Annotated in this window: 21 protein-coding genes and 1 riboswitch; of the genes, 13 read left to right on the top strand and 8 right to left on the bottom strand. The window is 64.3% G+C overall.

Features of this window, described 5'->3' with window-relative positions; genetic code table 11:
- Positions 1-184 precede the first annotated feature (184 nt).
- From GPT33_RS03650 to GPT33_RS03615, 8 genes are all read left to right on the top strand, one after another.
- The gene (locus tag GPT33_RS03650; RefSeq protein WP_296805929.1) at positions 185-1156 is read left to right on the top strand and encodes a calcium/sodium antiporter; all 972 of its coding nucleotides are present in this window, start codon (positions 185-187) and stop codon (positions 1154-1156) included.
- A 187-nt stretch (positions 1157-1343) separates the two neighbouring features.
- Positions 1344-1567: riboswitch (cobalamin riboswitch) on the top strand.
- Between the two features lie 218 nt (positions 1568-1785).
- On the top strand, positions 1786-3636 hold the full coding sequence (gene btuB, locus GPT33_RS03645) for a TonB-dependent vitamin B12 receptor (RefSeq protein ID WP_296805928.1): 1851 nt from the start codon (positions 1786-1788) through the stop codon (positions 3634-3636).
- Positions 3637-3846: 210 nt separating this feature from the next.
- Entirely contained in the window at positions 3847-4434 is a 588-nt protein-coding gene (locus GPT33_RS03640; RefSeq protein ID WP_296805926.1) for a hypothetical protein, read from the top strand.
- Positions 4431-5036 carry a cob(I)yrinic acid a,c-diamide adenosyltransferase gene (gene cobO / locus GPT33_RS03635; protein ID WP_296805925.1) on the top strand — a complete coding sequence of 202 codons (606 nt, stop codon included), beginning with the start codon at positions 4431-4433 and terminating at the stop codon, positions 5034-5036. The genes GPT33_RS03640 and cobO overlap by 4 nt, the downstream gene beginning before the upstream one ends.
- Positions 5033-5596, top strand: a complete 564-nt coding sequence (gene cobU / locus GPT33_RS03630; protein WP_296805934.1) for a bifunctional adenosylcobinamide kinase/adenosylcobinamide-phosphate guanylyltransferase — start codon at positions 5033-5035, stop codon at positions 5594-5596. Before cobO ends, cobU begins: the two co-directional genes overlap by 4 nt.
- Positions 5593-6648: a nicotinate-nucleotide--dimethylbenzimidazole phosphoribosyltransferase gene (cobT, locus tag GPT33_RS03625; protein WP_296805923.1), complete on the top strand. Its 1056-nt coding sequence runs from the start codon at positions 5593-5595 to the stop codon at positions 6646-6648. The genes cobU and cobT overlap by 4 nt, the downstream gene beginning before the upstream one ends.
- Positions 6648-7229: a histidine phosphatase family protein gene (locus GPT33_RS03620; protein ID WP_296805921.1), complete on the top strand. Its 582-nt coding sequence runs from the start codon at positions 6648-6650 to the stop codon at positions 7227-7229. The genes cobT and GPT33_RS03620 overlap by 1 nt, the downstream gene beginning before the upstream one ends.
- A complete protein-coding gene (locus GPT33_RS03615) occupies positions 7230-7982 on the top strand; it encodes an adenosylcobinamide-GDP ribazoletransferase (protein WP_296805919.1) in 753 nt (250 codons plus the stop codon). It begins immediately after the preceding gene.
- 102 nt (positions 7983-8084) lie between these two features.
- Here GPT33_RS03615 and GPT33_RS03610 read toward each other — a convergent pair whose 3' ends face one another.
- From GPT33_RS03610 to GPT33_RS03595, 4 genes are read right to left on the bottom strand one after another with little or no spacing between them, the layout of a single operon-like run.
- Positions 8085-9557, bottom strand: a complete 1473-nt coding sequence (locus GPT33_RS03610; RefSeq protein WP_296805918.1) for a DUF294 nucleotidyltransferase-like domain-containing protein — start codon at positions 9555-9557, stop codon at positions 8085-8087.
- Positions 9558-9575: 18 nt separating this feature from the next.
- Positions 9576-9947 carry a response regulator gene (locus tag GPT33_RS03605; protein ID WP_296805932.1) on the bottom strand — a complete coding sequence of 124 codons (372 nt, stop codon included), beginning with the start codon at positions 9945-9947 and terminating at the stop codon, positions 9576-9578.
- Entirely contained in the window at positions 9940-12699 is a 2760-nt protein-coding gene (locus GPT33_RS03600) for an ATP-binding protein (RefSeq protein WP_296805916.1), read from the bottom strand. Before GPT33_RS03600 ends, GPT33_RS03605 begins: the two co-directional genes overlap by 8 nt.
- Before the next feature lie 19 nt (positions 12700-12718).
- Entirely contained in the window at positions 12719-12919 is a 201-nt protein-coding gene (locus GPT33_RS03595) for a hypothetical protein (RefSeq protein ID WP_093028158.1), read from the bottom strand.
- 453 nt (positions 12920-13372) lie between these two features.
- Between GPT33_RS03595 and GPT33_RS03590 the strand changes: the two genes are divergently transcribed.
- Complete coding sequence (locus tag GPT33_RS03590) at positions 13373-14161, top strand: alpha/beta hydrolase (RefSeq protein WP_296805914.1); 789 nt, start codon at positions 13373-13375, stop codon at positions 14159-14161.
- A 104-nt stretch (positions 14162-14265) separates the two neighbouring features.
- Here GPT33_RS03590 and GPT33_RS03585 read toward each other — a convergent pair whose 3' ends face one another.
- The 3 genes from GPT33_RS03585 to GPT33_RS03575 form a co-directional block, all read right to left on the bottom strand.
- A complete protein-coding gene (locus tag GPT33_RS03585; RefSeq protein ID WP_296805912.1) occupies positions 14266-14697 on the bottom strand; it encodes a PIN domain-containing protein in 432 nt (143 codons plus the stop codon).
- 783 nt (positions 14698-15480) lie between these two features.
- Complete coding sequence (locus tag GPT33_RS03580; RefSeq protein WP_296805910.1) at positions 15481-17997, bottom strand: glycogen/starch/alpha-glucan phosphorylase; 2517 nt, start codon at positions 17995-17997, stop codon at positions 15481-15483.
- A gap of 224 nt (positions 17998-18221) precedes the next feature.
- Positions 18222-20618 carry a phosphoketolase family protein gene (locus tag GPT33_RS03575; protein ID WP_296805909.1) on the bottom strand — a complete coding sequence of 799 codons (2397 nt, stop codon included), beginning with the start codon at positions 20616-20618 and terminating at the stop codon, positions 18222-18224.
- Positions 20619-20790: 172 nt separating this feature from the next.
- On the opposite strand from GPT33_RS03575, the gene GPT33_RS03570 reads away from it, so the two are divergent.
- On the top strand, positions 20791-20955 hold the full coding sequence (locus GPT33_RS03570; RefSeq protein ID WP_296805907.1) for a hypothetical protein: 165 nt from the start codon (positions 20791-20793) through the stop codon (positions 20953-20955).
- A 38-nt stretch (positions 20956-20993) separates the two neighbouring features.
- Here GPT33_RS03570 and GPT33_RS03565 read toward each other — a convergent pair whose 3' ends face one another.
- Positions 20994-21953, bottom strand: a complete 960-nt coding sequence (locus GPT33_RS03565) for a response regulator (RefSeq protein WP_296805906.1) — start codon at positions 21951-21953, stop codon at positions 20994-20996.
- Positions 21954-22025: 72 nt separating this feature from the next.
- On the opposite strand from GPT33_RS03565, the gene pgl reads away from it, so the two are divergent.
- The 3 genes from pgl to GPT33_RS03550 all read left to right on the top strand — a co-directional run bounded on the left by pgl (position 22026) and on the right by GPT33_RS03550 (position 23797).
- A complete protein-coding gene (gene pgl / locus GPT33_RS03560; RefSeq protein ID WP_296805905.1) occupies positions 22026-22712 on the top strand; it encodes a 6-phosphogluconolactonase in 687 nt (228 codons plus the stop codon).
- Positions 22713-22856: 144 nt separating this feature from the next.
- On the top strand, positions 22857-23333 hold the full coding sequence (locus GPT33_RS03555; RefSeq protein ID WP_296805904.1) for a CopD family protein: 477 nt from the start codon (positions 22857-22859) through the stop codon (positions 23331-23333).
- Positions 23334-23461: 128 nt separating this feature from the next.
- Positions 23462-23797, top strand: coding sequence for a hypothetical protein (locus GPT33_RS03550; RefSeq protein ID WP_296805902.1), 336 nt, complete (start codon positions 23462-23464; stop codon positions 23795-23797).
- Positions 23798-23848: the final 51 nt, after the last annotated feature.

The raw sequence follows: 23848 nt of genomic DNA, 5'->3' as shown, positions 1-23848 counted from the left end.
GCTCCGACAGTCGTCGGGGCTGGCGCGGCCAAGCCATTCCAACACATGACGCATATCGCACCGGGCGCGGTTTAGCCCTCGGTGAGGATGCCCTCGCGTGCCGGTGCTTCGCATGCCTGCGCCTGCGTTGTAGACTCCGCAACCTCCGCACCCCCGCATCCCACTTCGAGGCGTCAAGCGTCCCATGGTCCTAGCATCACTCTCGGTCTTCCTCGGTCTGGCGCTGCTTCTATGGAGTGCCGATCGCTTCGTCGAAGGCGCCGCGGTGACCGCGAAGCATCTCGGGATGCCGCCCTTGCTGATCGGGATGGTCGTCATCGGGTTCGGGACGTCGGCCCCGGAGATGGTGGTCTCGGCCATTGCGGCCTTTCAGGGCAACCCGGGGCTTGCGCTCGGCAACGCTTATGGGTCGAACATCACCAACATTGCGCTGATCCTGGGTCTCACCGCGATCATCAGCCCCATCGCGGTTCACTCGAGCGTACTTCGCAAAGAGCTGCCGATCCTCGCGGGGGTCACCTTCTTCGCCGTGGTGTTGCTCATGGACGGCGAGCTGACCCACATGGACGCCTGGGCCTTTCTGGGCGTTTTTGCGGCATTGATGGCTTGGACCATCCTGCAAGGTCTGCGGGAACGCTCGGATGCCTTGGCCGGGGAGGTCACGCAGGAGCTCGATCACGCGCGGATGCCGCTGCGCCGCGCCTTGCTCTGGCTGGGCGTCGGTCTGGTCTTCCTGATCATCAGCTCGCGCATGCTGGTCTGGGGCTCGGTCGAGATCGCCCACGCCTTGGGCGTGAGCGATCTCATCATCGGTCTGACGATCGTTGCGGTGGGCACCTCGCTCCCGGAGTTGGCATCGTCGATCATCGCCGCGCGTAAGGGCGAGCATGATCTCGCCTTGGGCAACGTGATCGGGTCGAATCTCTTCAACACCCTGGCCGTGGTCGGGATCGCGGGGGCCATCCATCCGATGGCCGTGCCGCCGGAGGTCATCTCCCGGGACATGCTGGTGATGGGCCTGCTGACGCTGTCCCTGTTCGTGATCGGCTACGGATTCCGCGGTCCCGGTCGAATCAACCGGGTCGAGGGCATGCTGCTGCTTGCCTGCTACGTCGGCTACACCGCCTACTTGATCGGAACCGTCTTCGGGGCATAACCGCCTTGAGTGCCTGAATGCGGTATCGACCCCGGCGCATGGATTCTGCCGAAACCGGATTCGACCCGGAAGGTCGGCACGGATGCCGAGCAATCGACTCCGAGGGCAGCCTACGATTGATCCAAGTCAGTCTTTGATGTCGGCCTGCGTGTCGACACATTGACGCGGCGATCCCGAAAACCCTACAGTTCCGCGCTGATTGTCCGGTGCCTCGAAGGCCTTCGCCTTCGGGGTTAAACGGGAAGTCGGTGCGCGGTGCCCTCGGGACCCGCAAAGCCGGCGCTGCCCCCGCAACGGTAGACGAGTCAAGACGCGGCGAAATGCCACTGTGAGTCATCACGGGAAGGCGCCGCGTCCGGGATCCGACCCCGCTCGTAAGCCCGGAGACCGGCCGGATAATCGGGGACCGTTTCGATGCGTCTCGCGTGCGTGCAAGTGTCGACCTGCTGTCGGACCTTGTCGTCCTCGAGCCATCGAGCGGAGCCTCGAACCGGGGTCGCGCGGGGCGACCGGCCGGGATGCTGGCCCCGTCCCACTTTCGCGGCTCCGCTCTCGTCCGTTCTGCCTCTGTCGACCTCTTCATGTGCTGGCCCTTGCGGGTGCGCTCGGGCCTCTGTCGGAGTTTGTCGATGAGATTCCCTCTTATGGCGGCGGCCGTGTCGCTGCCGCTCGGCCTGCCTGTCTATGCAGACACGCAGACCGTGACCCTTGATCCCCTGGTGGTGACTGCAACGCGAACGCCCGAGTCCGAAGATCGGACCCTGGCCTCCGTGAGCGTGATCGATCGCGAGGAGATCGAGCGTCGTCAGTTTCGCTCTGTTCCGGATGCGCTGCGCGGGTTGCCGGGCGTCTCGATCTCGGGCAGCGGCGGAGCCGGTCAGCCGGCGTCGATCTTCCTGCGCGGGACCAATGCCGGCCATGTCCTGGTCTTGATCGATGGCGTAAAGGTGGGTTCGGCGACCCTCGGCACCGCGCCGTTGCAGGATTTGCCGATCGCTCAGATCGAGCGCATCGAGGTCGTGCGCGGCCCGCGCTCGAGCCTCTACGGATCGGAGGCGATCGGCGGCGTGATCCAGATCTTCACGCGCCGCGGCGGCGGTCCGTTGCGTCCGCGGTTCAGCGTCGGCGCCGGGAGCTTCGATACCGCGAGTATCGCGGGCGGCATCTCCGGCGGCGGCGAGCGTGGCTGGTTCGACCTCGGGGCCAACATGGAGCAAACCGACGGTATCAACGCGTGCGACGGCCGCGCCTTCCCCTTCGCCGGCTGCGGCGTGGACGAGCCGGATCGCGACGGCTACCGCAACCTGGGCGTGAGTGCGCGCGCCGGATATGAGTTCAGCGACAAGGCCAAGGTCGATTTCAGTCTCCTCACCTCCGATAGTCGTACCGATTTCGACGGCTCCATCTTCTCGGGCAATCTCTCGCGCTCCGAGCAGCAGGTGTTCGGCGTGGAAGGCACCTTGCGTCCGCTCGATCCCTGGACCCTGATCCTTTCGGCCGGTCGAAGTCAGGACAAGTATCGGGCGTTTTATTCCGACGCCTTTGTACCTGAGCAGTTCGTCGACAACTTCGAGACCGAGCGCGACAGTTTCGGGATCCAGAACGATCTCGCCCTGATCCCGGATCAACTCTTCACCGTGGGTCTGGACTACCAGGTCGACCGGATCTCGGGAACCGTCGACTACACGGACGACTCGCGTAGCAACACGGGTGTCTACGGACAGTATCTCGGCTCCATCGGGGCGAACGAGCTTGCCGCGAGCCTGCGACACGACGACTACCAGCAGTTCGGTGGACAGACGACCGGCAATGTCGCTTGGGGCTACCTCTTCGATCAGGGGATTCGCGTGTCCCTGTCCTACGGTACCGCCTTCAAGGCGCCGACCTTCAACGACCTCTACTATCCCGGCTTCGGCAACCCGAATCTGTCCCCGGAGGACTCGGCCAGCGTCGAGCTGGGTTTGACCGGAACGCTCCCGCTGGGTCGCTGGGAGCTGAGTCTCTACGAGACCGACATCGACGACCTGATCACGTTCGACTCGGTGACTTTCGCCCCGGCCAATATCGCATCGGCCCGCATCCGCGGCTTCGAGGCGTCCGGTATCTTCCGAATCCGGGAGTGGGATCTCGGCGCGAGCCTCACGCTCTTGGATCCCGAAAATCGTTCGGACGGCCCGAATCAGGGTAACCTCTTGCCGCGGCGCCCCGAGCAGATGGTCCAGCTCGACCTCGACCGTCAGTTCGAACGCTGGTCGGCGGGCTTGAGCGTCTATGTCGCCGGGCGAACGTTCGATGATCTAGCCAACGACGAGCGATTGGACGGCTATACCCTATTGGGTCTGCGCGCCGAGTACGCCTTCACCCCCGCAGTACGCATTCAGGCCCGACTCGAGAACGCACTCGACGAGGACTACCAGACCGCGTATCTGTTCAATCAGCCCGGGAGGGCGTTTTACCTGACCTTGAGGTACGAGCCGTAGAATGGCCGCCAGCCGCCAGCTGATTGATGAATGCTGATAGCTGAAGGCAGGAAGCAGGAGGCAGGAGACAGGAGACAGGAGACAGGAGGCAGGATGTCTCCCACAATCGAATCGCTTTCGACACCCCGTGCGACCACCTACAATGGCCGCACGGGACTTGAGCAACACCACATTGTCGCCCCGGCGACGCGAACAGGAGATCACGACCTCATGACCCCTATCACCGACTCTCGCAGCCGTATCCTGATCGGCCTTGCCTTGGCCGCGCTCATGGCGGCGACCCGCGGTCAACAGTTTGCCCCGCTGGCGCACCATCTTCCGGATGCCTCGCTGGCCGTCTTCTTCCTGGCCGGCCTGTATCTGCGCTCCATTTGGGGCTTCCCGGCCCTGTTCGGTTTGGCGACCGTCATCGACCTGACCGCCATCGGTTGGGGCGGTGTCAGCGGCTACTGCATGACCCCGGCCTACTGGATGTTGGTTCCGGCCTACGGTGTGGTCTGGGGCATGGGTCGCTGGTCGGCCGGTCGGCTCGAGATGACCAAGGAAAGCCTGCCTTTGCTCTTCGGCGTGCTGCTCGCGGGCGGTGTCTTGTCCGAGCTCTTCGCCAGCGGCGGCTTCTATCTCTTCTCCGGTCGCTTTGCCGACCTGAGCGTGGTCGAGCTGCTCGGACGTTTCGCGACCTACATGCCGGCGACCCTGCTGCACCTGATGGTCTATGTGGGGCTGGCTGCGGTCGTTCATCTAACCTTGGCGCGCGCCTTGCCGGGGACGCGTTCCGAGCGTGCCCGCCCGCAATGACCGACGACAGCGCACAGGAGCGCCATCGCCGGCGTATGCAGCGCCAGAAGGAGATCGTCGATGCCCGCATCGCGCGGGCCGACCAGGACTGCGGGGTCTTGGTCGTCAACACCGGCAACGGCAAGGGCAAGAGCTCCTCTGCCTTCGGGATGGTCGCCCGTGCGATGGGCCACGGCATGAAGGTCGCCGTGGTCCAGTTCATCAAGGGCAGCTTCGCGACCGGCGAGGAGGCCTTCTTCAGGCGGTTTCCCGAGCTCGAGTATCACGTGATGGGCGAGGGCTTCACCTGGGAGACGCAGGATGCCGAGGCGGATCGGCGTGCGGCGATGGCGGCCTGGGATAAAGCGGCTGCCTTCCTCGCCGATCCCGCCTTCGGCATGGTCGTGATGGACGAGCTCAACATCGCGCTCAAGCTCCGCCTGGTCCCGCTCGATGCGGTTCTCGATGCCCTGCAGAACCGCCCGATCCATCAGCATGCGGTCGTCACCGGTCGTGCGGCGCCCGCGGAGTTGATCGAGATCGCCGACACGGTCACCGAGATGCGCCCGCTCAAGCATGCCTTCGATGCCGGCATCATGGCGCAAAAAGGGGTCGAGCTCTGAGCGGGGATGATCCGCTCAGGTCCGGCTGCGAGGGGGGCGGACGCAGCCTGATCCTCGGCGGGGTGCGCTCGGGCAAGAGCCGACTGGCCGAACGTCTGGCCATCGAAAGCGCCCTTCCGGTCGTCTATGTGGCAACCGCCCACGCCGGGGACGCGGAGATGACCCGGCGGATTGCCGGGCATCGCGAACGTCGCCCACCCGATTGGGGCCTCATTGAAGAACCGCTCTTGTTGGCCGAGGTGCTGGCGCGCGAATGTGCGCCCGATCGCTGCATCCTGGTCGACTGTCTGACACTTTGGTTGACGAATTGGCTTATGAAAACGGATGAATCGGGTCTGCACGATCAGACCCGGGCACTGCTCGATGTCGTTTCACGGGCGCCCGGGCGCCTCATCATGGTCGGCAACGAGACGAGCATGGGCGTGATCCCGCTCGGTGCGCTCTCGCGTCGGTTCTGCGACCTGGCCGGTGTTCTGCACCAGGATCTGGCTGCACGCTGCGAGCAGGTCATCCTGACCGTCGCCGGTCTGCCCCTCGTGCTCAAAGGAGACGCGGCATGATTGAAGGTCTACGTTGGATCAGCCAACCCTGTCTGCCGATCGATGCCATGGCCGCCGATGCGGCGCGACGCCGGCAGGATCAGCTCACCAAACCGCGCGGCTCGCTGGGCCGACTCGAAGAGCTCGCGATCCGGCTCGCCGGATTGCAGGGAACCCCTACACCGTCGCCCGATCCAGTGCAGATCTTGCTGTTCGCCGCTGATCACGGGGTTGCGGCCGAAGGCGTCTCGGCCTTCCCTCAGGCCGTGACCAACCAGATGGTGCGCAACATCGCGGGTGGCGGTGCCGCGATCTCGGTGCTTGCTCGTGCTCTGGATGCGCGCATGGAGATCACGGATCTCGGGACGGTCGAGGATCCGGGGTCGATCCCGAACGTACGCCCCGAGCGCATCGGTCCGGGAACCGGAAACATCGCGCGTGAGCCGGCCATGACCGACGAGCAGCTCGCCGCGGCCATGAATGCCGGCCGCGCCGCGGCCGAGCGTGCGGTGGACAGCGGCGCGCGGTTGCTGATTTGCGGGGAGATGGGGATCGCCAACACCACCCCGGCCACGGCCTTGGCCTGTGCGCTGCTGGATCTGCCGGCCGGTGCACTGGTGGGACCCGGCACCGGGCTCGATGAGCCCGGGGTCATGCACAAGGCCGAGGTCATCACCATGGCGCTGGCACGTCATGTGACTTCCGATCGCACCCCGTTGGAGCTGCTGGCTCGCCTTTCCGGGTTCGAGCTCGCCGCCATGGTCGGTGCCTTCATTACGGCCGCCCAGCGCGGTCTCCCGGTGCTGGTCGACGGTTTCATCGTGAGCGCATCGGCCCTCGCGGCGGTGCGCCTGCAGCCCGATGTGCGCGATTGGCTGTTGTTCTCGCACGGCTCCGCGGAACCCGGACATCGCTGCATCATGACCGCGATGGATGCCGACCCGCTGCTGGATCTGGGTCTGCGACTCGGCGAGGCCAGCGGCGCCGCCGTCGCCGTCCCCCTGTTGCGTTTGGCCTGCACGCTGCACCAGCAGATGGCGACCTTCGGCGAGGCCGGGGTGAGCGAGGCCTGATGCAGGACCGCTTTGTGGATCTGCTGCGCCATGGCGAGGCGCAGGGCGGCGCGCGTTTTCGGGGCGGCCATGACGATCCCTTGAGTGCTGAAGGCTGGGATCAGATGACGCGTGCAACCGCAGTGAACCCGGATTGGTCGCGGGTGGTCTGCTCGCCGTCGCTGCGTTGCAGCGCCTTTGCGCACCGCCTCGCCGAGAGCAAAAAACTCCCCCTAGCCATCCTGCCAGGTCTGCGCGAACGCGGCTTCGGCGCCTGGGAGGGATTGGCTGCCCATCAGATCCCGGCCGAGGAGCTGACCCGGTTTTGGGATGATCCGGTCGGCTACGCGCCGCCCGGAGGCGAGCCGTTCGAGGTCTTTCGCGAGCGGGTCACGGTGACTTGGGGGCAGATGTGCGAGGCGGGCGAGCCCTTCACTCTGGCTGTCACCCACGGCGGCGTAATCCGGGTCGTGCTCGCCGAGGTGCTGCGGATGCCGCCCGCGGCATCGCTCCTGATCGAGGTTCCGCCGGCCTGTCTGTCGCGCCTGCGCGTTCCGGAGTTCCCCGGGCGACCCAGTCTCATGCGCCACGGTTCTTCCTAAGTGGACCTGCGTCCGCTTTGGCTTGCCGGACGTCTCCTGACACGTCTGCCGTTTCCCGAGCCGAGCCCATTCGAGCCTCGACTCTCGGGCTTGTCGGTGCCTTGGTATCCTGCCATCGGTGTGCTGTTGGGGGTGTTGATTGCCTTGGCCGGGACCGCGCTTGCGACTGCGGATCCGGGTGTCGCGGCGAGCTGCGTCCTGATCCTCTGGGTCTGGTCCACCGGGGCGTTGCATCTGGACGGTTTGGCCGACAGCGCGGACGCCTGGGTCGGCGGGATCGCGAGCCGCGAACGGACGCTCGAGATCATGAAGGACCCGCGCAGCGGACCGGCCGCGGTGACCGCGATCGGGCTCGTCCTGATTGCGAAATGGGCCGGGATTCAGGCCCTGATCGCAAGCGGCTCCGCCTGGATCTTGCTGCTGATTCCGCTGCTGGCACGGGCGCAATTGCCGCTGCTGATGCTGACCACACCCTATGCGCGTGCACAGGGGATGGCCTCCGAGCAGATGGCGCAACTGCCGCGTCGCGCGGCTTGGGCGGCAACCCTGATCGCGGGGATTGTCAGTATCGCGATCGCCGGCTGGATCGGGCTTGCGCTGTGCCTAATGACCCTTGCGGTCTTTGGGCTGTCGCGCCGAACCATGATGAGCCGGATCGCCGGATTTACCGGAGATACCGCAGGTGCCCTCGTCGAAATCACCGAGACGGGGCTCCTCCTCGCCGTCGTCCTCGCAGCCACATTAATCTCTTAGGATGTGCCGAGCGGTAGCGAGGCACCTCCCACCACCGGTGTAGATCTTGCGCCAGATCGTTCACCGTCGGCGCACGTTGTGCCTCTCCTATCGTCAGCACAACTACGGGGCGAACTCCTGTTTCAGCCTCGATTGGAGCTTTTTCGCCTGCTTGAAGGCTTCCTTGAGCATCAATCGGTGCAGCTCGTTGAGGTCGTCGGGGTCGACACGGTTGACGGCGTCCGGGTCCTTGGTCGTGAGTTGTTGGTGGATGCGGAACCGCTGGATGAGGTGGAATGACTCGATCTCGGCGGCGATCTCTTCGGGATCACGTCGCTTTGCAGCACCGGCGAGGCGCAGACGCTCGGCCGTGCTCGTCGCCCAGATGCCGTGCTTGAGCGCCCACAGTCGGCCTGCGTCCATGAAGAAACGCGCGCCCTGGGTCTTGAGGTCGATCGTGTGCGGGAAATCGCGATTGCGATCGAACGCGAATTGTCCGGCCCAGCCGATCGGCGGGGCGACACCGAGCGCCTGCTCGGCGAGGCAGTGGAAGAAGCGCGTCTGCTCCGGCGCGGTTCGACTCAGCCAGTCGCGCAGACGGTCGACCGGCTCGTCGCTGCCGTAGAGCGGGCGGAAATCGAAAAAGATGACGGCGTTGAGCAGGGCCTCGGGGTCGGGCTCGCGCAGCCAGGTCTTGAAGTGCTTGCGCCACTCGTCCGCGCTCAGACACCAATCGGGGTTGCCGGCCATGATGTTGCCGCGGCAGCGCTCGAAGCCGCAGAAATGAAGTGCCTGGTTGACCGCTTGGGCGAAAGGTAGAAAGGCCCGACGGACCGTCTCGGTGCTGTCCGGGTCCGGCGGCACGAAGAGCAGTCCGTTGTCTTGATCCGTCGAGAAGGTCTGCTCCAAGCGACCCTCCGAGCCGAAGGCCATCCAACACCAGGACACGGCGGGGAGGTCGAATTCGTCTTCGATCAGCTCGATGACCCGCATGGCGATCAGATCATTGAGCCCGGACATCCAAGAGCAGAGCGTCTCGACGCCCATGCCGGAGTGGAAGAGCTCGGCGCCGCGACGCCGCACCCGATCCGCGGCCAACGCCATGGCCTCGACGTCGCGAGCGGCCTTGATGCCCGCGATCAGGACCTCCGCACCGCCGGCGCGAAGCCCCAGCAGGTCGGCCTGGTTGACCAGCCCGAAGAGGCGCCCGTCATGCTCGGTCAGCAGCAGATGCTCGACCCCGCGCTTGGCCATCATCACCCGAGCCCGATGGGCGGGTGCATCCGCGGTGAGCGTGAGGGGTGCGCCGATCATGTGAATGGCAACAGGGTCGTCGAGCCCGCCGCCCTCGAAGCCGATCACGTGCAGCATGTCGCGCAGCCGGATCAGGCCAAGCGGCAGGCCGCTTGCAGGATCGCAGACGACGGCGGCGTCCAGATGATCCTGACTGAAATGATAGAGGGTCTCGCGCAGGCTGGTCCCCGGTCCGACGATCAAAGGCTCCCGCCGCGCCAAACTGCGCAGAAGACCCTGGTCGGTTCCCCCCGCGGCCAGGAGATCGGAAATTTCGCTCACCGGGTGATCGGTCTCGGGCATGCTGTTGCTCCGTCCTCGTCAGGTGCGATCAAGCAGTTCCTTGACCTTGTCGACCAGGTCGCGGGTCGAGAAGGGTTTGGACATGTAGGCGTCCGCACCGAGTGCGAGGCCCTTGCTCTGCTCGGCCTCGCGCCCTTTCGCGGTCAGCATTAGGATCCGTGTGCCGGCCAGCCCGGGATCGGAGCGGACCGCCTCGAGAACGGCGAATCCGTCGAGTTTGGGCATCATGACATCAAGTACCACCAAGTCCGGGCGGAGCGTCCGCACGGCGGCCAGGCCGGCCTCGCCGTCGCGCGCCACGCGTACCTCGTGACCCTCGCGCATCATTAAGAACTCAAGCGAGATGACGATGTTGGGCTCGTCGTCGACGATCAGGATCCGCTTATTCATGGTCAGGCTCATGGTCAGGCCTTCGGTCCGAAGGGTTACCCGGATGGGCGGGCAGCTCGAAGCAAAGCGTAGCACCTTTTCCGGGCGCGCTTTCCGCCCAGATGCGGCCGCCCAGATTGTCGATGATTCGGCGGCTGATCGGCAAACCCAGCCCGGTCCCGCCGGGTTTCGCGCCGCCGCGGGCGGTTTGATGGAACTTCTCGAAGATCAGCTCCAAGTCGCTCTCGGGGATCCCGTAACCATTGTCCTCGACACAGACCCGCCAACCGGCGGGGGAGGGCGAGAGTCGTACTCGGACCTCGCCGGATCCGGTCGGGGCGAACTTGGCGGCGTTGGACAACAGGTTCACCAGCACCTGCACGATTCGGTCGCGGTCGCCCCAAACCATGGCGGACCCGTCGGGAAGATCGAGATGGACGCTGCTGCCGCGCTCCTCGACATATTGCTCGGTGGCCGACACGGCCTGGTGGATGACGGTCTGTAGCTCCACCACCTCGGTGCGCCAATCGGCATGGCCGGATTCGATCTTGGCGAGGTCGAGTACTTGGTTGACGAGGCGCGAGAGCCGCTCGGTCTCGCTGACCAGGATGCCGAGGAAGCGTCGGCGTTGTTCGCCATCGATGTCGGGGTCGTCGAAGAGGATCTCGGAGAAGGCTCGGATGGAGGAGAGCGGCGTGCGCAGCTCATGGGTGACCGAGGAGATGAAATCGTCCTTCATGCGATCCAGGTCCTGGAGCCGGATATTGGCCGCGCGCAGCTCCTCGGTGGCAGCTTCCAAGGCCCGCGACTTCTGCTCGAGCTGGCGGCTGTAGGCGCGGATCTGCGACGCCTCGTCGAGGATGTTCAGGACCTCGTCGAGCCCAATCGGCTCCTCGTCGGTCACCGAGGCGACCATCACTCGGGCCGAGGCGCCGCCGATCGCGCCGGAAAGGAGCGTCTCGGCGAAATAGACGGTTTCCGCATCGGCCGGGAGCGTGTCGGGCGAGTCCAGTCCGCGCACGCGCGCGTATTGCGTGAAGGCGGCGCGGGTTCGCGCCGATCCGAGGAAGCGCTCGGCCAGGGTCATCAGCTCCGTAATCTCCGCGCTCCCGCGCCACAGGGGTGCGCTTGCGAGCGCGGTACGCCGCGAGGCATCGACGAAGATCCCGGCCTGAGATGCCTCCGCCGCATTGGGTGCGCGCAGGGAGGAGACGAAGAGAAAGGCACCGATATTCGCGGTCAGGCTCCAGAAGAGACCGTGGGTGATCTCGTTCCAGCCGGTGAGGCCGAACAGCGCCATCGGAGCCAGGATGTCGAACCCGCCGAGCCCCGATTCCATGAATGCCGGCGGGAGCCAACCGGACTTCGCGAACGAGGGCAGCAGGAGTGTATAGATCCAGACCAAAAAGCCCGCGGACAGGCCCGCAAGTGCGCCCTCGCGCGTCCCGCCTCGCCAATAGAGCCCCCCGATTACGGCGGGCGCGAACTGTGCGACGGCCACGAAACTGATCAATCCGATGCCGACCAGGGCGTAGGCCTCTCCGGCCAGCCAGTAGTAGAGGAAACCGAGCAGCAGGATCACCACGATGGCGCCGCGCCGAATGGTCAGCAACAGACGCCCGAGGTCCGCAGCCGGCGGACGGCGGCGCCAGCGTCGCAGGAGTGCGGGCAGGACCAGGTCGTTGCTGACCATGGTCGAGAGTGCGATGGTTTCCACGATCACCATTCCCGTCGCTGCCGAGAGCCCGCCGATGTAGACCAAGAGCGCGAGCCATGGTTGCTCGAAGGCGATCGGGAGGGTCAGCATGAAGGTATCGGCGTTCACCGTCCCGTCCGGGAAGGTCAGGAGACCCGCGATGGCGATCGGGACCACGAAGAGGTTGATGAGCAACAGATAGAGCGGAAAGAGCCAGATGGCACGGCGCAGATGGCGCTCGTCGCTGTTCTCCACGACCGCGACCTGAAACTGGCGCGGCAGCAGCATCACGGCCAAACCGGCCAGCAGTGAAATGGCGAACCAGTCGGCGAAGGGCGAGATACCGGGCTCGAGCAACGGAAGCAGCAGCGGGCTATCCTCGATAGGCGGCAACTCCGGCCCGCCCAGCCCGAGGAGGCCGAATGCGATAAAGAGTCCCATCGCGAGGAAGGCGACGAGCTTCACGATGGACTCGAAGGCGATGGCCGCGACCAGCCCTTCGTGGCGTTCGCTCGCATCCAGATGACGGGTGCCGAACAGGATGGTGAAGGCGGCGAGCAACAGCGCGACGACGAAGGCGGTGTCGGCCCAAAAGGGTCCGTCGCCGTGCACCGGCATTCGGACCTCCGGATAATGCGACAGGATGGTGAAGCTCCAGGCGATCGCCTTGAGCTGCAGCGCGATATAGGGCACCACGCCGATCACGGCGATAACGGTCACCAAGCCGCCGAGAACCTGGCTCTTGCCGTAACGCGAGGCGATGAAGTCGGCAATCGAGGTGATGCGCTCAGACTTGCTCACCCGCACCATCTTGAGCAGGAGCGAGCCCCAGAGGAACGCCATCAGGGTGGGGCCGAGATAGATGGGCAGGAATCCCAGGCCGTTCTGGGTGGCCCGACCGACGCTGCCGTAGAAGGTCCAGGCGGTGCAATAGACGGCCAGCGAGAGGGCATAGATCGTCGGGCGCGCGATGACTGAACGGCCCTGCTCGGCGCGCCGATCGGCCCAGTAGGCGACCGCGAAGAGGAGCCCCAGGTAGGTGAACGAGATGCCGATGATCAGCGGGCCGTTGATCATTCGTCGTTGTCCGTGCGGATCAGTCGCGTGTGCGCGAAACGATCCAGGCCGCGATGGCGATCAACGCCGCCCAGGTCACGAACAGATAAATCAACAGGACAGGCGCCCCGAGCCAGCGGCCGAGCGTCTCGAACTGCATGACCAGGGGCGAGAACAGCAGGAGCATCCCGCCCAGGAAGAGCAGCAGCAGGCGTTGTCGCAGCAAGGTTGCACGGGGCATGGGCCGGTTACCGGATGTCCTTCGGGCATACCGGAGCATTATAGACCGAGCGCACGTGGGTTTTTCGTCGCGTTGCACGCCCTGCGCACGCCGGGCCGGCGTAGCGCCTCCTCGCCGTATTGAGACCGCCATGTCTTGTCGGTGCGCTTTGTCCCGACGCCTGCGGGACGCACTCCGTGCGCCGCTCAACTGCCGGATCCGGGATGAATCGCATGACCGGTCGTCTGGTCGACACGGGGATTCGTTTCGATTGCTTCAGTCCGCTCTCACATACCCCGAATCGACCATTGCGGATGAGGCCATGGCGAATCGGTTGCTGCTGAGATCCACGATGAGAGAGCAGGGTTTTTGCAACCTTTCCGAGGAGTGGCGAAGCAATATTCTGGTCGACGAGGTCTATCCCGACACTTTTTCGATACACCCGTGCGATGAGGAGCGAGCATGTTGCGAGCAATGACACCGACCATGACCCCGATCGTCGACTCACGGATCCGCGAGCGTGCGCGTTCGGCCGTGCCGCTGAGTTGCGCTTTCCTGATCCTGATTTGGGGTCTGGCGGGGGCGTCCGCGTTCGCCGAAGACGCGCACGCCGAGGCCGGGTTCCCGGATGAAGAGGACTGGCCGGAGATGGATCTCGAGGCCCGTATTGCGGCGGTCAGCGACGGCGAGCTTCGGTTTGTCGGACCCGAGCGCGCCGCCGCGACCCATCGGCACGTCAATCGGATCCGCATCGGAGCAGAGAGTCTGCGCGAGGGCTGGATCGAGCTGACCCAATGCCACGAGAATCTCGATGCGGTCGGCGCGGCTCAGATCATCTTCAGCGTCGAACGGATACGCGGCTTGGAGGTCGTCAGCGCGCAGGGGATCGGACGTGCCTGGGTCGAGGGTCCTTCGGTCCAGCTTACGGACATCGCGCCCGGTGCGAGACTCTGTATCCGCGCCGAAAGCCGAGCCATGTTCGCCCTCGGCGACGGGCGTTACCGGCTGCGCAACGGGCCATATATGCGCCGCTTTCTCGATGGCTACTACCCCATGCAAGTGGTATTGGACGTGTCTTACCCGGCCGATCGACTTGCGCTCGTGCATCACCAACCGGCTACGCAGCCCGGATTCGCGGTGCGTGCCGGCTCCGGGCATGTCGCGGTCGATGCCGCCTTTGAAGGACGGCTCTTCACCTGCTTGGATTTCTGCGAGACGGGCTCATCGGACTGCGAGTTGGCGATTACCGACTGCGCCGAATGAGCGCCGTCAGGCCCATCTGCTGCGGGGATGCGGCTCGGGGATCATCCACGCTGAAACCATCCGAGCGGTTCACGCTGAATGAGAGAAACCGAACCACATAAACCCTAAGGCCGTTCTTCGATGAATTGGATAAACTCCTCGGGTGCCTGAACGGTCAACGACGGATCGTCGAAATCGGGACCGTTGAGCGTAACGAGGTAGTCGAGTCCGTTCCGGCGCGCGCTCTCGAAGGTCAGTGCATCATCGAGATCTCGCCAGCCGCGGCCCATGGCGCCGTCGATCACCGCGGCATCGACCGGAGCGACTGCCAGGATTGCACAGATGCGCTGAATCGCCGATCGTGCGTAGGCCACGCCGCGGTTGCGTGAAAGCTCGGTATGGAGCGGGTCGATGGCTGCGGCGCAGACAAAGCCTTGAATACGTCTCTTGGCGGCGAGGGAGAGGATGGCGTTCGATGCGTTGTCCGTTTCCTGCTCGTTGGTGAGTGCGTCCATCAAGACCGTGATATCGACGAGTGTCTTGGGTGTTGCGGTCATCGCCTTCCTCCTTGCTTCGTTGGTAGTTTGAATCCTTGGGTTCGGAATGATGTGCCCTTTAAGGGCGGTGTACGAGATGCCTCCTGCGCGGCCACATACGGCAAAGCCGCGTGATCCGTCGTATCGGGAGGTGTGGTGCAGGGGTGTGCTCGAAAGTCGCTGCGAGAGGGGATAGAGCGGGGTTGAGCACTGATGTGTCTTCGGGCGGCGCCGGTCGGCCCTCGGGTATGGAAGGCTTCGCGCCGAGCCGGAATGTAGGCGAGCGTTTCACCCGAGCGAGCCCGATTCGAGCAAGACGGCGCCGAGAACAACGATTCCGATTGCAATGACCGGCTAAATCGCAACGAGATGTCTGGCGTGCTGAGAGGCAATCCATGCGGCACCCTGCTTTCGGAAAAAACCACCTACGCTCGGTAGTCGTCAGTATGCGGAGGTGTCCGAATCATTACTATCGGAGAACTCGGTTGTTACGGCTTTTTGTTGTCCTGGATCAATGGGAGATTAAGGCAGACCCCCTCGACACCGCGGTTCCGGATCCGGAAAGCCATGATAAAAGAGCTTTTTCCGTTCCAGTGGAGTGATGCGTCGTCGAGGTGCTCTGCGTCGAGCGTGGCCTCGCTCGTTACTTCGGTGCTAAGCCGGCACGGGGCGCAGAGCGCCGGGAGAGAGGTGACGCAGGCGAAGCGATGTCACGAGCGTGCCGAGGCGTGCCGGGACGTGCCGAGTGCCCCGTCGTGGGGACATGGCCTCGGGAGTCACGTCGTTCGGCGTCTAGGATGACGATCAGTTGACGATCGGCTTCGGCTCGATCCCCCAGATTCTTTGGGCATACTCGCGAATCGACCGGTCCGAGGAGAATTTCCCCATCCGGGCGACGTTGAGGAGCGACATACGATCCCAGTCGGCGGGCCGGTCATAGACCTGGCTGATCTTGTCCTGACAGTCCAGATAGGCGCGATAGTCGGCCAAGACCATGAATGGATCCTGATTGATCAGGTGATCCGTCAAGGGGCGGAAGAGGTTGGTGTCTCCGTGCGAGAAGAGTCCCGAGGCGATGAGGTCGATGTCCGATTTCAGCTCGTTGTCGTCGTGGTAGTAGTCCCGAGGCCGGTAGCCCTCGGCCTGCTTGCGACGGACCTCCTCGGCGGTCATACCGAACAGGAAGAAGTTCTCGGCACCGACCTCTTCGCGGATCTCGATATTGGCACCGTCGAGCGTGCCGACCGTGAGCGCACCGTTCATCGAGAACTTCATGTTGCCGGTGCCCGACGCCTCCTTGCCGGCGAGCGAGATCTGCTCGGAAAGATCCGCGGCCGGGTACAGCCGTTGCCCGTTCTTGACATTGAAGTCGGGCATGAAGGCGACGCGGATAGAGCCGTTGACCTGCGGGTCGTTGTTGATGACCTCGGCGACCGAGTTGATGAGCTTGATCATCAGCTTCGCCATGTAATAGCCGGGGGCCGCCTTGCCTCCGAAGATGAAGGCGCGCGGGACCATGCCGAGATTCGGGTTCTGTTTCAGGCGCTGATAGACGCGGATGATGTGCAGGACATTCAGGTGCTGACGCTTGTACTCGTGCAGGCGCTTGGCCTGGATGTCGAACATCATGGTCTGCGGATCGAGAAGCACGCCGGCGTGGCGTTTCAGCCAGACCGCCAGATCGCGCTTGGCGGCGGTCTTGACCTCGCGCCAACGCGCCTGGAGTCCCGGGTCATCGGCGTGTGCCTCCAAGTCGCGCAGACAGTCGAGATCCCGGATCCAGCGGTCATGTCCGCACACCTCGGTGATCAAGTCTGCCAAACGCGGATTGCTGACCACGATGAAGCGACGCGGCGTCACACCGTTGGTGACGTTGTGGAAGCGCTCCGGCGCCATCTCGTAGAAGTCTTTGAGCAGGGTCGTCTTGATGAGCTCCGAATGCAGGGCAGCAACCCCGTTGACGGCGCGGCTGCCGACCACGGCCAGATGAGCCATCCGGATCCGCCGCCCGCCGGCTTCGTCGATCAGCGACATGCGTGCAACCCGTTCCTCGTCGCCGAGATATCGCACGCGCACCTCGTCGAGAAAACGCCGATTGATCTCGTAGATGATTTCCAGATGGCGGGGCAGCAGTCGCTCGAAGAGGCCGACCGACCAGGTCTCCAAGGCTTCGGGCAGCAGGGTGTGGTTGGTGTAGCAGAAGGTCGCGTGGGTGATGGCCCACGCGGTATCCCAGGGCATCTCGTGATCGTCCATCAGCAGGCGCATCAGCTCGGCCACGGCGATCGCCGGATGGGTGTCGTTGAGCTGGGCGACGAACTTCTCGTGGAAGGTCTCGAGAGGTCCGACGGTGTTCAGATGCAACCGGATCATGTCCTGGATCGAGCAGGACACGAAGAAATACTGTTGCTTGAGGCGCAGCTCCTTGCCGGCCTCGGGCTCGTCGTTCGGGTAGAGGACCTTCGAGATGGTCTCGGCCTCGATCTTGGCGTGGACAGCACCGTAATAGTCCCCGACATTGAAGACCTGGAAGTCGAACGATTCGGGTGCCTCGGCTTTCCACAAGCGCAGCAGATTCACGTTGTCGACCCCGTAACCCAACACCGGGGTGTCGAAGGCGACGCCGCTGATGACCATATCCGGAACCCAGCGCACCCGCGGACGGCCCGCATGATCGCGATAGTGCTCCGTGTGGCCGCCGTACATGACCGGGAAGCTGATCTTGGGTCGCGGGATCTCCCAGGGGTTGCCGTTGCGCAACCAGGTGTCGCTGCGCTCGACTTGCCAGCCGTCCTCGATGATCTGGTCGAAGATTCCGAATTCGTAGCGGATTCCGTAGCCGATCGACGGGATCTGAACCGTCGCCAGCGAATCCATATAGCAGGCAGCGAGCCGACCGAGACCGCCGTTGCCCAGGCCCGGCTCCTCCTCCTCCTCCAGGATGGCTTTGAAATCGAGGTCCAACTCCTCGCCCGCGCGCTGAGCGACCTCCGCGATCCCGAGATTCACCAGATTGTTGGCCAGATGCGGCCCGAGCAGGTACTCGGCCGAAAGGTAACAGACGGTGCGTGCCCGGGATGTCTTGTAGACTTGGGCCGACTTGACCCAGCGGTCCAGCATGCGATCGCGCACCGTGTAGGCGGCGGCCATGTAGAGGTCGTGGGGCGTGGCGACTTCACGGAAACGCCCCTGGATGTAGAAGAGATTGTCGATGTAGGCCTGCTTCAGAGACGCCTTCGACATGCCAGTGCGCGTGTGCTCGGGGGTTGTGGCCGGGACCTCGACGGGGACCTCGGTTTCGGGGGCGACTGCGGTGTTCATGGCGGCGTCTCGTCGGCAGGGCAGCGTTCGGAACTTAAACCGCGCCCGGCGCTGCATGCGATGTTTTTTGATGGGATCGGCCCCGGCAGGCTTGAAGTCTGCTGGAGCCGGCACGGTTTAAGATATTAAAAAATATATTATTTTAAACCGCGTCCCCGATAAGGGCCGTGGATGCACCACATCTCGATTTCACTCGAAAATAAGCATCTCGCTCTGGACGCGGTTTAAAAGGGCCAGATCCACTCATCGACATCGGGCTTGTCGATTCCATGCTCGTGCGCGTAGTTTCTGCAGTCGATCTGCATGTCGCGCAACTTTTCCTTCACATGCGCACCCGCGACCTGCAGGCGCGGGACCCGATTGATCACGTCGATGGCCAGGCTGAAGCGGTCGATCTCGTTCTCGATGGCGAGCTCCAGCGGCGTGTTGATATTGCCCTTTTCCTTGTAGCCGCGCACGTGCAGGTTCTTGTGATTGGTGCGGCGATAGGCGAGGCGATGAATCAACCAGGGATAGCCGTGGAAGTTGAAGATCACCGGCCGGTCTTTGGTGAAGAGGCTGTCGAAGTCATGATCGCTCAGTCCGTGCGGATGCTCACCCGCGGGCTGCATCTTGAAAAGATCCACGACATTGATGAAGCGCAGCCGGATGTCGGGGAAGTGCTCGCGCAGCAGTGCGGTGGCGGCCAGTGCCTCCTTGGTCGGGATGTCTCCGCAGCCGACCATCACCGCGTCGGGCTCGACACCCTGGTCGTTGCTCGCCCAATCCCAGATGCCGATACCCTTTGTGCAGTGCTTGATGGCGGCGTCCATGTCCAGGTACTGAAGATGGTTCTGCTTGTCGGCCACGATCACGTTGATGTCGTCGCGGCTCTGCAGGCAATGGTCGACCGTGGAGAGCAGGGTGTTCACGTCCGGCGGCAGATAGATGCGCGTGACCTCCGGATTCTTGTTGACCACGACATCCAGAAAGCCTGGATCCTGATGGGTGAAGCCGTTGTGGTCCTGGCGCCAGACGGTCGAGGTGATCAAGAGGTTCAGAGAGGAGATGCGCGCCCGCCAGGGGATCTCCTCGCAAATCGCCAGCCATTTGGCGTGCTGGTTGTACATGCTGTCGATGACATGGACGAAGGCTTCATAGGTCGCAAAGAAGCCGTGCCGACCGGTCAGGACATAGCCCTCGTACCAGCCCTCCAAGGTGTGCTCGGAGAGCATCTCGAGCACGCGCCCGTCCGGCGATAGCTCGCCGCCGTCGGCGTCCTCGGGTTTGTAGTCGCAGAGCCAGAGCTTTTTCGAGACCTCGTAGATGGCGTCGAGCTTGTTCGAGGTGTTCTCGTCCGGGCCGAAGACTCGGAAGTTGTCCATGTTCTTGGCCATGACGTCGCGCAGCAGCTCGCCCGTCGGCTTGGTGTTCATGGCGCGGATCTTCCCCGGCGCGGCGACGTGAAGGGCATAGTCGCGGAAGTCCGGCATGCGAAGGGCGCGACGCAACAGACCGCCGTTCGCGTGCGGATTGGCACTCATGCGCAGCGTCCCCTCCGGGGCAAGCGCGCGCAGCTCCGGGATCAGCCTGCCCGCGCCGTCGAACAGCTCTTCGGGCTTGTAGCTGCGCAGCCAGTCTTCGAGCTGTTCGAGATGGGCCGGGTTGTCGTGCATGCCGGACAAGGGCACCTGATGGGCGCGCCAGAAGCCCTCGACCTTCTTCCCGTCGACCTCCGCGGGTCCGGTCCAGCCCTTCGGCGAGCGCAGCACGATCATCGGCCAATGGCAGCGCGTCGCCGTGCCGTTCGTGCGGGCCTCCTGCTGAAAGGCGCGGATCCGCGCGAGACAGGCATCCAGGGTGGCCGCCATGGTTTGATGCATCGTCATCGGGTCGTCGCCCTCGACGAAGTACGGCGACCATCCGTAGCCGCGCATCAGCTCGGCGAGCTCCTCGCGCGGTATGCGTGCGAGCAGGGTCGGGTTGTTGATTTTGTAGCCGTTCAGATGGAGGATCGGCAGCACCGCACCGTCGCGGATGGGATTGAGGAACTTGCTCGAATGCCAGGAGGTCGCAAGTGGGCCGGTCTCGGCCTCGCCGTCGCCGACCGCCACGGCGACCAAAAGGTCCGGGTTGTCGAAGGCGGCACCGAAGGCATGCGAGATCGAGTAACCCAGCTCGCCGCCTTCGTGGATGGAGCCCGGCGTCTCCGGCGTGCAATGCGAGCCGATGCCGCCCGGGAAGGAGAACTGTTTGAAGAAGGCGCGCATGCCTTCTTCATCCTCGCTCTTGTTGGGGTAGATCTCGGAGTAGGTGCCCTCCAAATACACTGGGGCGAGCACGCCCGGCGCACCGTGGCCCGGACCGGCGAGAAAGATCGCCTCCCGTGCATGCTCCCGGATGATGCGGTTGAGGTGGACATACATGAAGGACAGGCCAGGACTCGCGCCCCAATGACCGAGCAGACGCTTTTTCAGGTGGCTCTCGGCGAGCGGCTCGCGCAGCAGCGGGTTGTCCCGCAGATAGATCATGCCCGCGGCGAGGTAGTTGCAGGCGCGCCAGTAGGCGTCGATCTTGGTCAGAAGCTCGGGGGGCAAAGGATTGGCGGCGATCTCGGTCGTGGAGAGGCTGCGTGTCGTCATGGGCTTCTCGGTGTGTCCGTCGGCGATCGTTTCAGCATAGTAAATGACTCGGATGAACGCGAGGTGACGGGGAGCGGTCGCGGGAAGCGCTCGTGTGACGGTGAACAATGGGCTTGCAGCGGGCCGGTCCCTGCGGCCTTGAACCTGCGCCACCTTGATCGGGGGACATCGAATGGACGGAAATGCACTGAAAGCGATCGAATTTTACGGCTTCATGGCACTCGCCGCCTGGCTGGTCTATTCCCAATTCATCGCCTCGCGACGCGATCGGAATCGAATGGACAATGACCCTTCGAGCACAGGCAAACGAGACGACGACGAGGAACCGCCCAGCTGACCCATCGGTCGGGGCGGCGCAAGTCGAGGAGGACAGACTCAGCGGTCGTCACGTTTGATGGCCGCGCGAAGCGATTGAAGGGCTGTTGTGGCCATGTCGCGCAGACGGTTCGCTGCCTCCGCGACATCTATGTCGGAGGCGTTGCGGCGCCACCCGGCTTGCGGCCGCGCAGGCGCATGCTCGCCGGACTCGGCCCCGTCGCTCGCTGCTGCCGGTTGTCGCGTCGCGGCAGGGAGCGATTGCCTCAACTCTTCGACGATCTCGGGGCGCTGCCGTGAGAGTGATGCGGCGACGTGTTCTCCGATCAGTTCAGGAAGGATCTCGCCGATCAGACGCACCTCGAGATCACGAAGATCCTGCTGGCATGCAGATGGCGGTGCGGCAGCTCTCGCGGCGCGCTCCTCGGCGAGTCGCTCCTCGACGAGGTGGCGTGCCTCCGCGATCAGGATCTCGGTCAGGTCGCGCCGCAGCGATTCGACGAGGATCGTCAAGCGCCGGTTGATGCCGGCCTCCAGGCGTTCGTCGATCAATGCGATCAGCTCGGCCTCGCTCGGCGGTACGGGCAGGGACGGCGCGGCGGCGACGGATTGGGCGGCCTGCGGGACCCGAGCGAGCGGGGCCGGCGTGTCGCTCTGGATCGCTGCGCGCACGCACTCGAGAACCTCGGGGAGCCGCTCGGCGGCGAGTGATTTGGGCAGAACGGTGAGGACGCCCCTCCTTTGCGCCGCTGCGGCGAAGTCGCTGTCCTCCTGCGAGGTGCAGAGCACGATCGGCACATGGGCCGTGTGCGGGTCTGCGCGGATGATCTCCAAAGCCTCCAAGCCGTTCAAACCCGGCATGATATGATCCATGAAGATCGCGTCCGGAACTCGGCTCTTGAGCATCTCCAAGGCCGCCTCCGCGGAGTCGGCCGTATCGACATCGATACCGCAATTCTTCAGCTCGATGCGCAAGGCGTATCGCGTGACTCTGGAGTCGTCGATCAGGAGGATTTTCATAGGGTCGTAACGGGCGGTATCGGTCGGGAGTGAAAACGCCGTCAGTTTACTGGTCGGAGGGGGCAAAGTGCCATGGGCGAGCAAATGATCCACTTCATTCGTCTCGAATCGGCGGATGCGGTGGCCGAGGAAACGGCGCGCCGAATGAGCGCGGCGGCGCGCCGTGCAATCGAAGCGCGCGGGCGATTTCTGTGTGTCTTGGCCGGCGGGCGCACCCCCTTGGCCGCTTATGACCGCTTGGTCCATCGGCCCGAGGAGTGGGCGCGTTGGCATCTCTTTCTCGGCGACGAGCGCTGTCTTCCGCCCGATGACCCGGAGCGCAACAGTCGCGCGATCGCATTGGCCCTGACGGAGCGCGTTGCCATCCCGTCGGATAATCTGCACTGGATTCCCGCGGAGTCGGGGGCAGAGTCCGCGGCGGTCCGCTACGACGCGCTGATCGCCGATCTGCTCCCCTTCGATTTGATCCTGCTGGGCATGGGCGAGGACGGCCACACCGCAAGTCTTTTCCCCGGTCATGCGACCCCGACCGGCGTGCGCGCGGCACCCGTGCACGAGGCCCCGAAACCGCCGCCGGATCGAGTAACCCTGACCCCATTGTCCCTGGCGGCTGCTCCCGAGCGTTTGATCCTGGTGACGGGCGCAGGCAAACGCGAGGCACTTGCGGCGTGGCGTCGCGGTGCGGATCTGCCGGTCGCGCGGGTCGCCGCACTGGGCAAAACGGATGTTTTAATAGACCCCGATGCCGCAGGAGATTGACCCCGAAGGTCGGGCGTTTCTGCTCCACCGTCCGTCGCCGACTTGTTTCGATCGATTGCCTGACCCCGCTGCGGATACGTGACGCCTCTGTCGTGTGCCCGGCATCAATGACGACCAGACAGCTTGACCACGAGGATACCGACCATGAATCTCGAAATCGCCATCCCCATCGCTCTGCATCAAGCCGCCGGCCTCGTCTGGGTCGGCGGGATGTTTTTCGCCCATTTTGCGCTGCGTCCGACGCTCAAAGAGACGCTGGATCCGCAACCCCGCCTGCGGGTTGCACTCGGCGTCTTTCAGCGCTTCTTCCCCTGGGTCTGGGGCTCGATTGCGGTTCTGTGGTTGAGCGGGCTTTGGGTGTTTCTCGGGGTCATGGGCGCCAAGGCCGGTGTCTATGTCCACGCCATGATGGGCATCGCCCTGATCATGACGCTGATCTTTGCCGTGATCTATTTCATCCCGTTCCGCCGGATGCAGGGCAGCGTTGCCACGGCCGAATGGCCGAAGGCCGCGTCGGCCTTCGGCTGGATCCGCGGCTTGATGGCCGTGAATCTGGGCCTTGGCTTGGCGACGGTCGTCATCGCCGCCGCGGGACCGGCCATGATCGGTGCGGGAGCGTGACGAGCGTTGGAGATCGTTTCTTTATAACGAGCGACTCGCCTGTCGCTCGACACCGAAGCGGCCGCTTCCAACCGCTCTGCGAATCCGAGCGACAGGCGGGAAGCCCCGAACAGCACCCCCGGAGCCCGATGAGCGACCTTGAACCCAGCGAAGACGACCTGATCCGACTCCTGATCGACAGCTGGACGGCGTTGCGCGCCGGTACCCTCGGGGAGGATCAACAGGCGCTCTTGGACCGGGAGCGCCCTCAGTGGCAGTGCGAGGCCGCCAATCTGATCGCCGAGGGACTGCTTGCCTATGTCACCGTGGAGATGGTCGAGCCGGATCTGGCCCACGACCGCCAGATCGACCCGCACAATACGCCGTCACCGCAGGACTATGCCGCGCGTCTCGGGGCGCACATGATGGACTTTGTCGATTACCGCGGCGATCTCGTCCAAACGCGTCGCCTCGGCACGCATTAAACCGCGTCCAGAGCGACATGCGTCCGTTTCATGTTGTATTCGGCCTTAGGG

The sequence above is a fragment of the Thiocapsa sp. genome, assembly GCF_011390875.1.
In the GTDB taxonomy this organism is placed as follows: domain Bacteria; phylum Pseudomonadota; class Gammaproteobacteria; order Chromatiales; family Chromatiaceae; genus Thiocapsa.
The sequence above is the reverse complement of the archived record's forward strand: the minus strand, read 5'-3'. Positions and strand labels throughout refer to the sequence as shown.

What these genes read in the sequence shown, in the direction of transcription:
- GPT33_RS03650 (WP_296805929.1), top strand. Translation starts at nt 185, where the DNA reads ATGGTCCTAGCATCACTCTCGGTCTTCCTCGGTCTGGCGCTGCTTCTA.
- btuB (WP_296805928.1), top strand. Translation starts at nt 1,786, where the DNA reads ATGAGATTCCCTCTTATGGCGGCGGCCGTGTCGCTGCCGCTCGGCCTG.
- GPT33_RS03640 (WP_296805926.1), top strand. Translation starts at nt 3,847, where the DNA reads ATGACCCCTATCACCGACTCTCGCAGCCGTATCCTGATCGGCCTTGCC.
- cobO (WP_296805925.1), top strand. Translation starts at nt 4,431, where the DNA reads ATGACCGACGACAGCGCACAGGAGCGCCATCGCCGGCGTATGCAGCGC.
- cobT (WP_296805923.1), top strand. Translation starts at nt 5,593, where the DNA reads ATGATTGAAGGTCTACGTTGGATCAGCCAACCCTGTCTGCCGATCGAT.
- GPT33_RS03620 (WP_296805921.1), top strand. Translation starts at nt 6,648, where the DNA reads ATGCAGGACCGCTTTGTGGATCTGCTGCGCCATGGCGAGGCGCAGGGC.
- GPT33_RS03610 (WP_296805918.1), bottom strand. Translation starts at nt 9,557, where the DNA reads ATGCCCGAGACCGATCACCCGGTGAGCGAAATTTCCGATCTCCTGGCC.
- GPT33_RS03605 (WP_296805932.1), bottom strand. Translation starts at nt 9,947, where the DNA reads ATGAATAAGCGGATCCTGATCGTCGACGACGAGCCCAACATCGTCATC.
- GPT33_RS03600 (WP_296805916.1), bottom strand. Translation starts at nt 12,699, where the DNA reads ATGATCAACGGCCCGCTGATCATCGGCATCTCGTTCACCTACCTGGGG.
- GPT33_RS03595 (WP_093028158.1), bottom strand. Translation starts at nt 12,919, where the DNA reads ATGCCCCGTGCAACCTTGCTGCGACAACGCCTGCTGCTGCTCTTCCTG.
- GPT33_RS03590 (WP_296805914.1), top strand. Translation starts at nt 13,373, where the DNA reads ATGACACCGACCATGACCCCGATCGTCGACTCACGGATCCGCGAGCGT.
- GPT33_RS03585 (WP_296805912.1), bottom strand. Translation starts at nt 14,697, where the DNA reads ATGACCGCAACACCCAAGACACTCGTCGATATCACGGTCTTGATGGAC.
- GPT33_RS03580 (WP_296805910.1), bottom strand. Translation starts at nt 17,997, where the DNA reads ATGAACACCGCAGTCGCCCCCGAAACCGAGGTCCCCGTCGAGGTCCCG.
- GPT33_RS03575 (WP_296805909.1), bottom strand. Translation starts at nt 20,618, where the DNA reads ATGACGACACGCAGCCTCTCCACGACCGAGATCGCCGCCAATCCTTTG.
- GPT33_RS03570 (WP_296805907.1), top strand. Translation starts at nt 20,791, where the DNA reads ATGGACGGAAATGCACTGAAAGCGATCGAATTTTACGGCTTCATGGCA.
- GPT33_RS03565 (WP_296805906.1), bottom strand. Translation starts at nt 21,953, where the DNA reads ATGAAAATCCTCCTGATCGACGACTCCAGAGTCACGCGATACGCCTTG.
- pgl (WP_296805905.1), top strand. Translation starts at nt 22,026, where the DNA reads ATGGGCGAGCAAATGATCCACTTCATTCGTCTCGAATCGGCGGATGCG.
- GPT33_RS03555 (WP_296805904.1), top strand. Translation starts at nt 22,857, where the DNA reads ATGAATCTCGAAATCGCCATCCCCATCGCTCTGCATCAAGCCGCCGGC.
- GPT33_RS03550 (WP_296805902.1), top strand. Translation starts at nt 23,462, where the DNA reads ATGAGCGACCTTGAACCCAGCGAAGACGACCTGATCCGACTCCTGATC.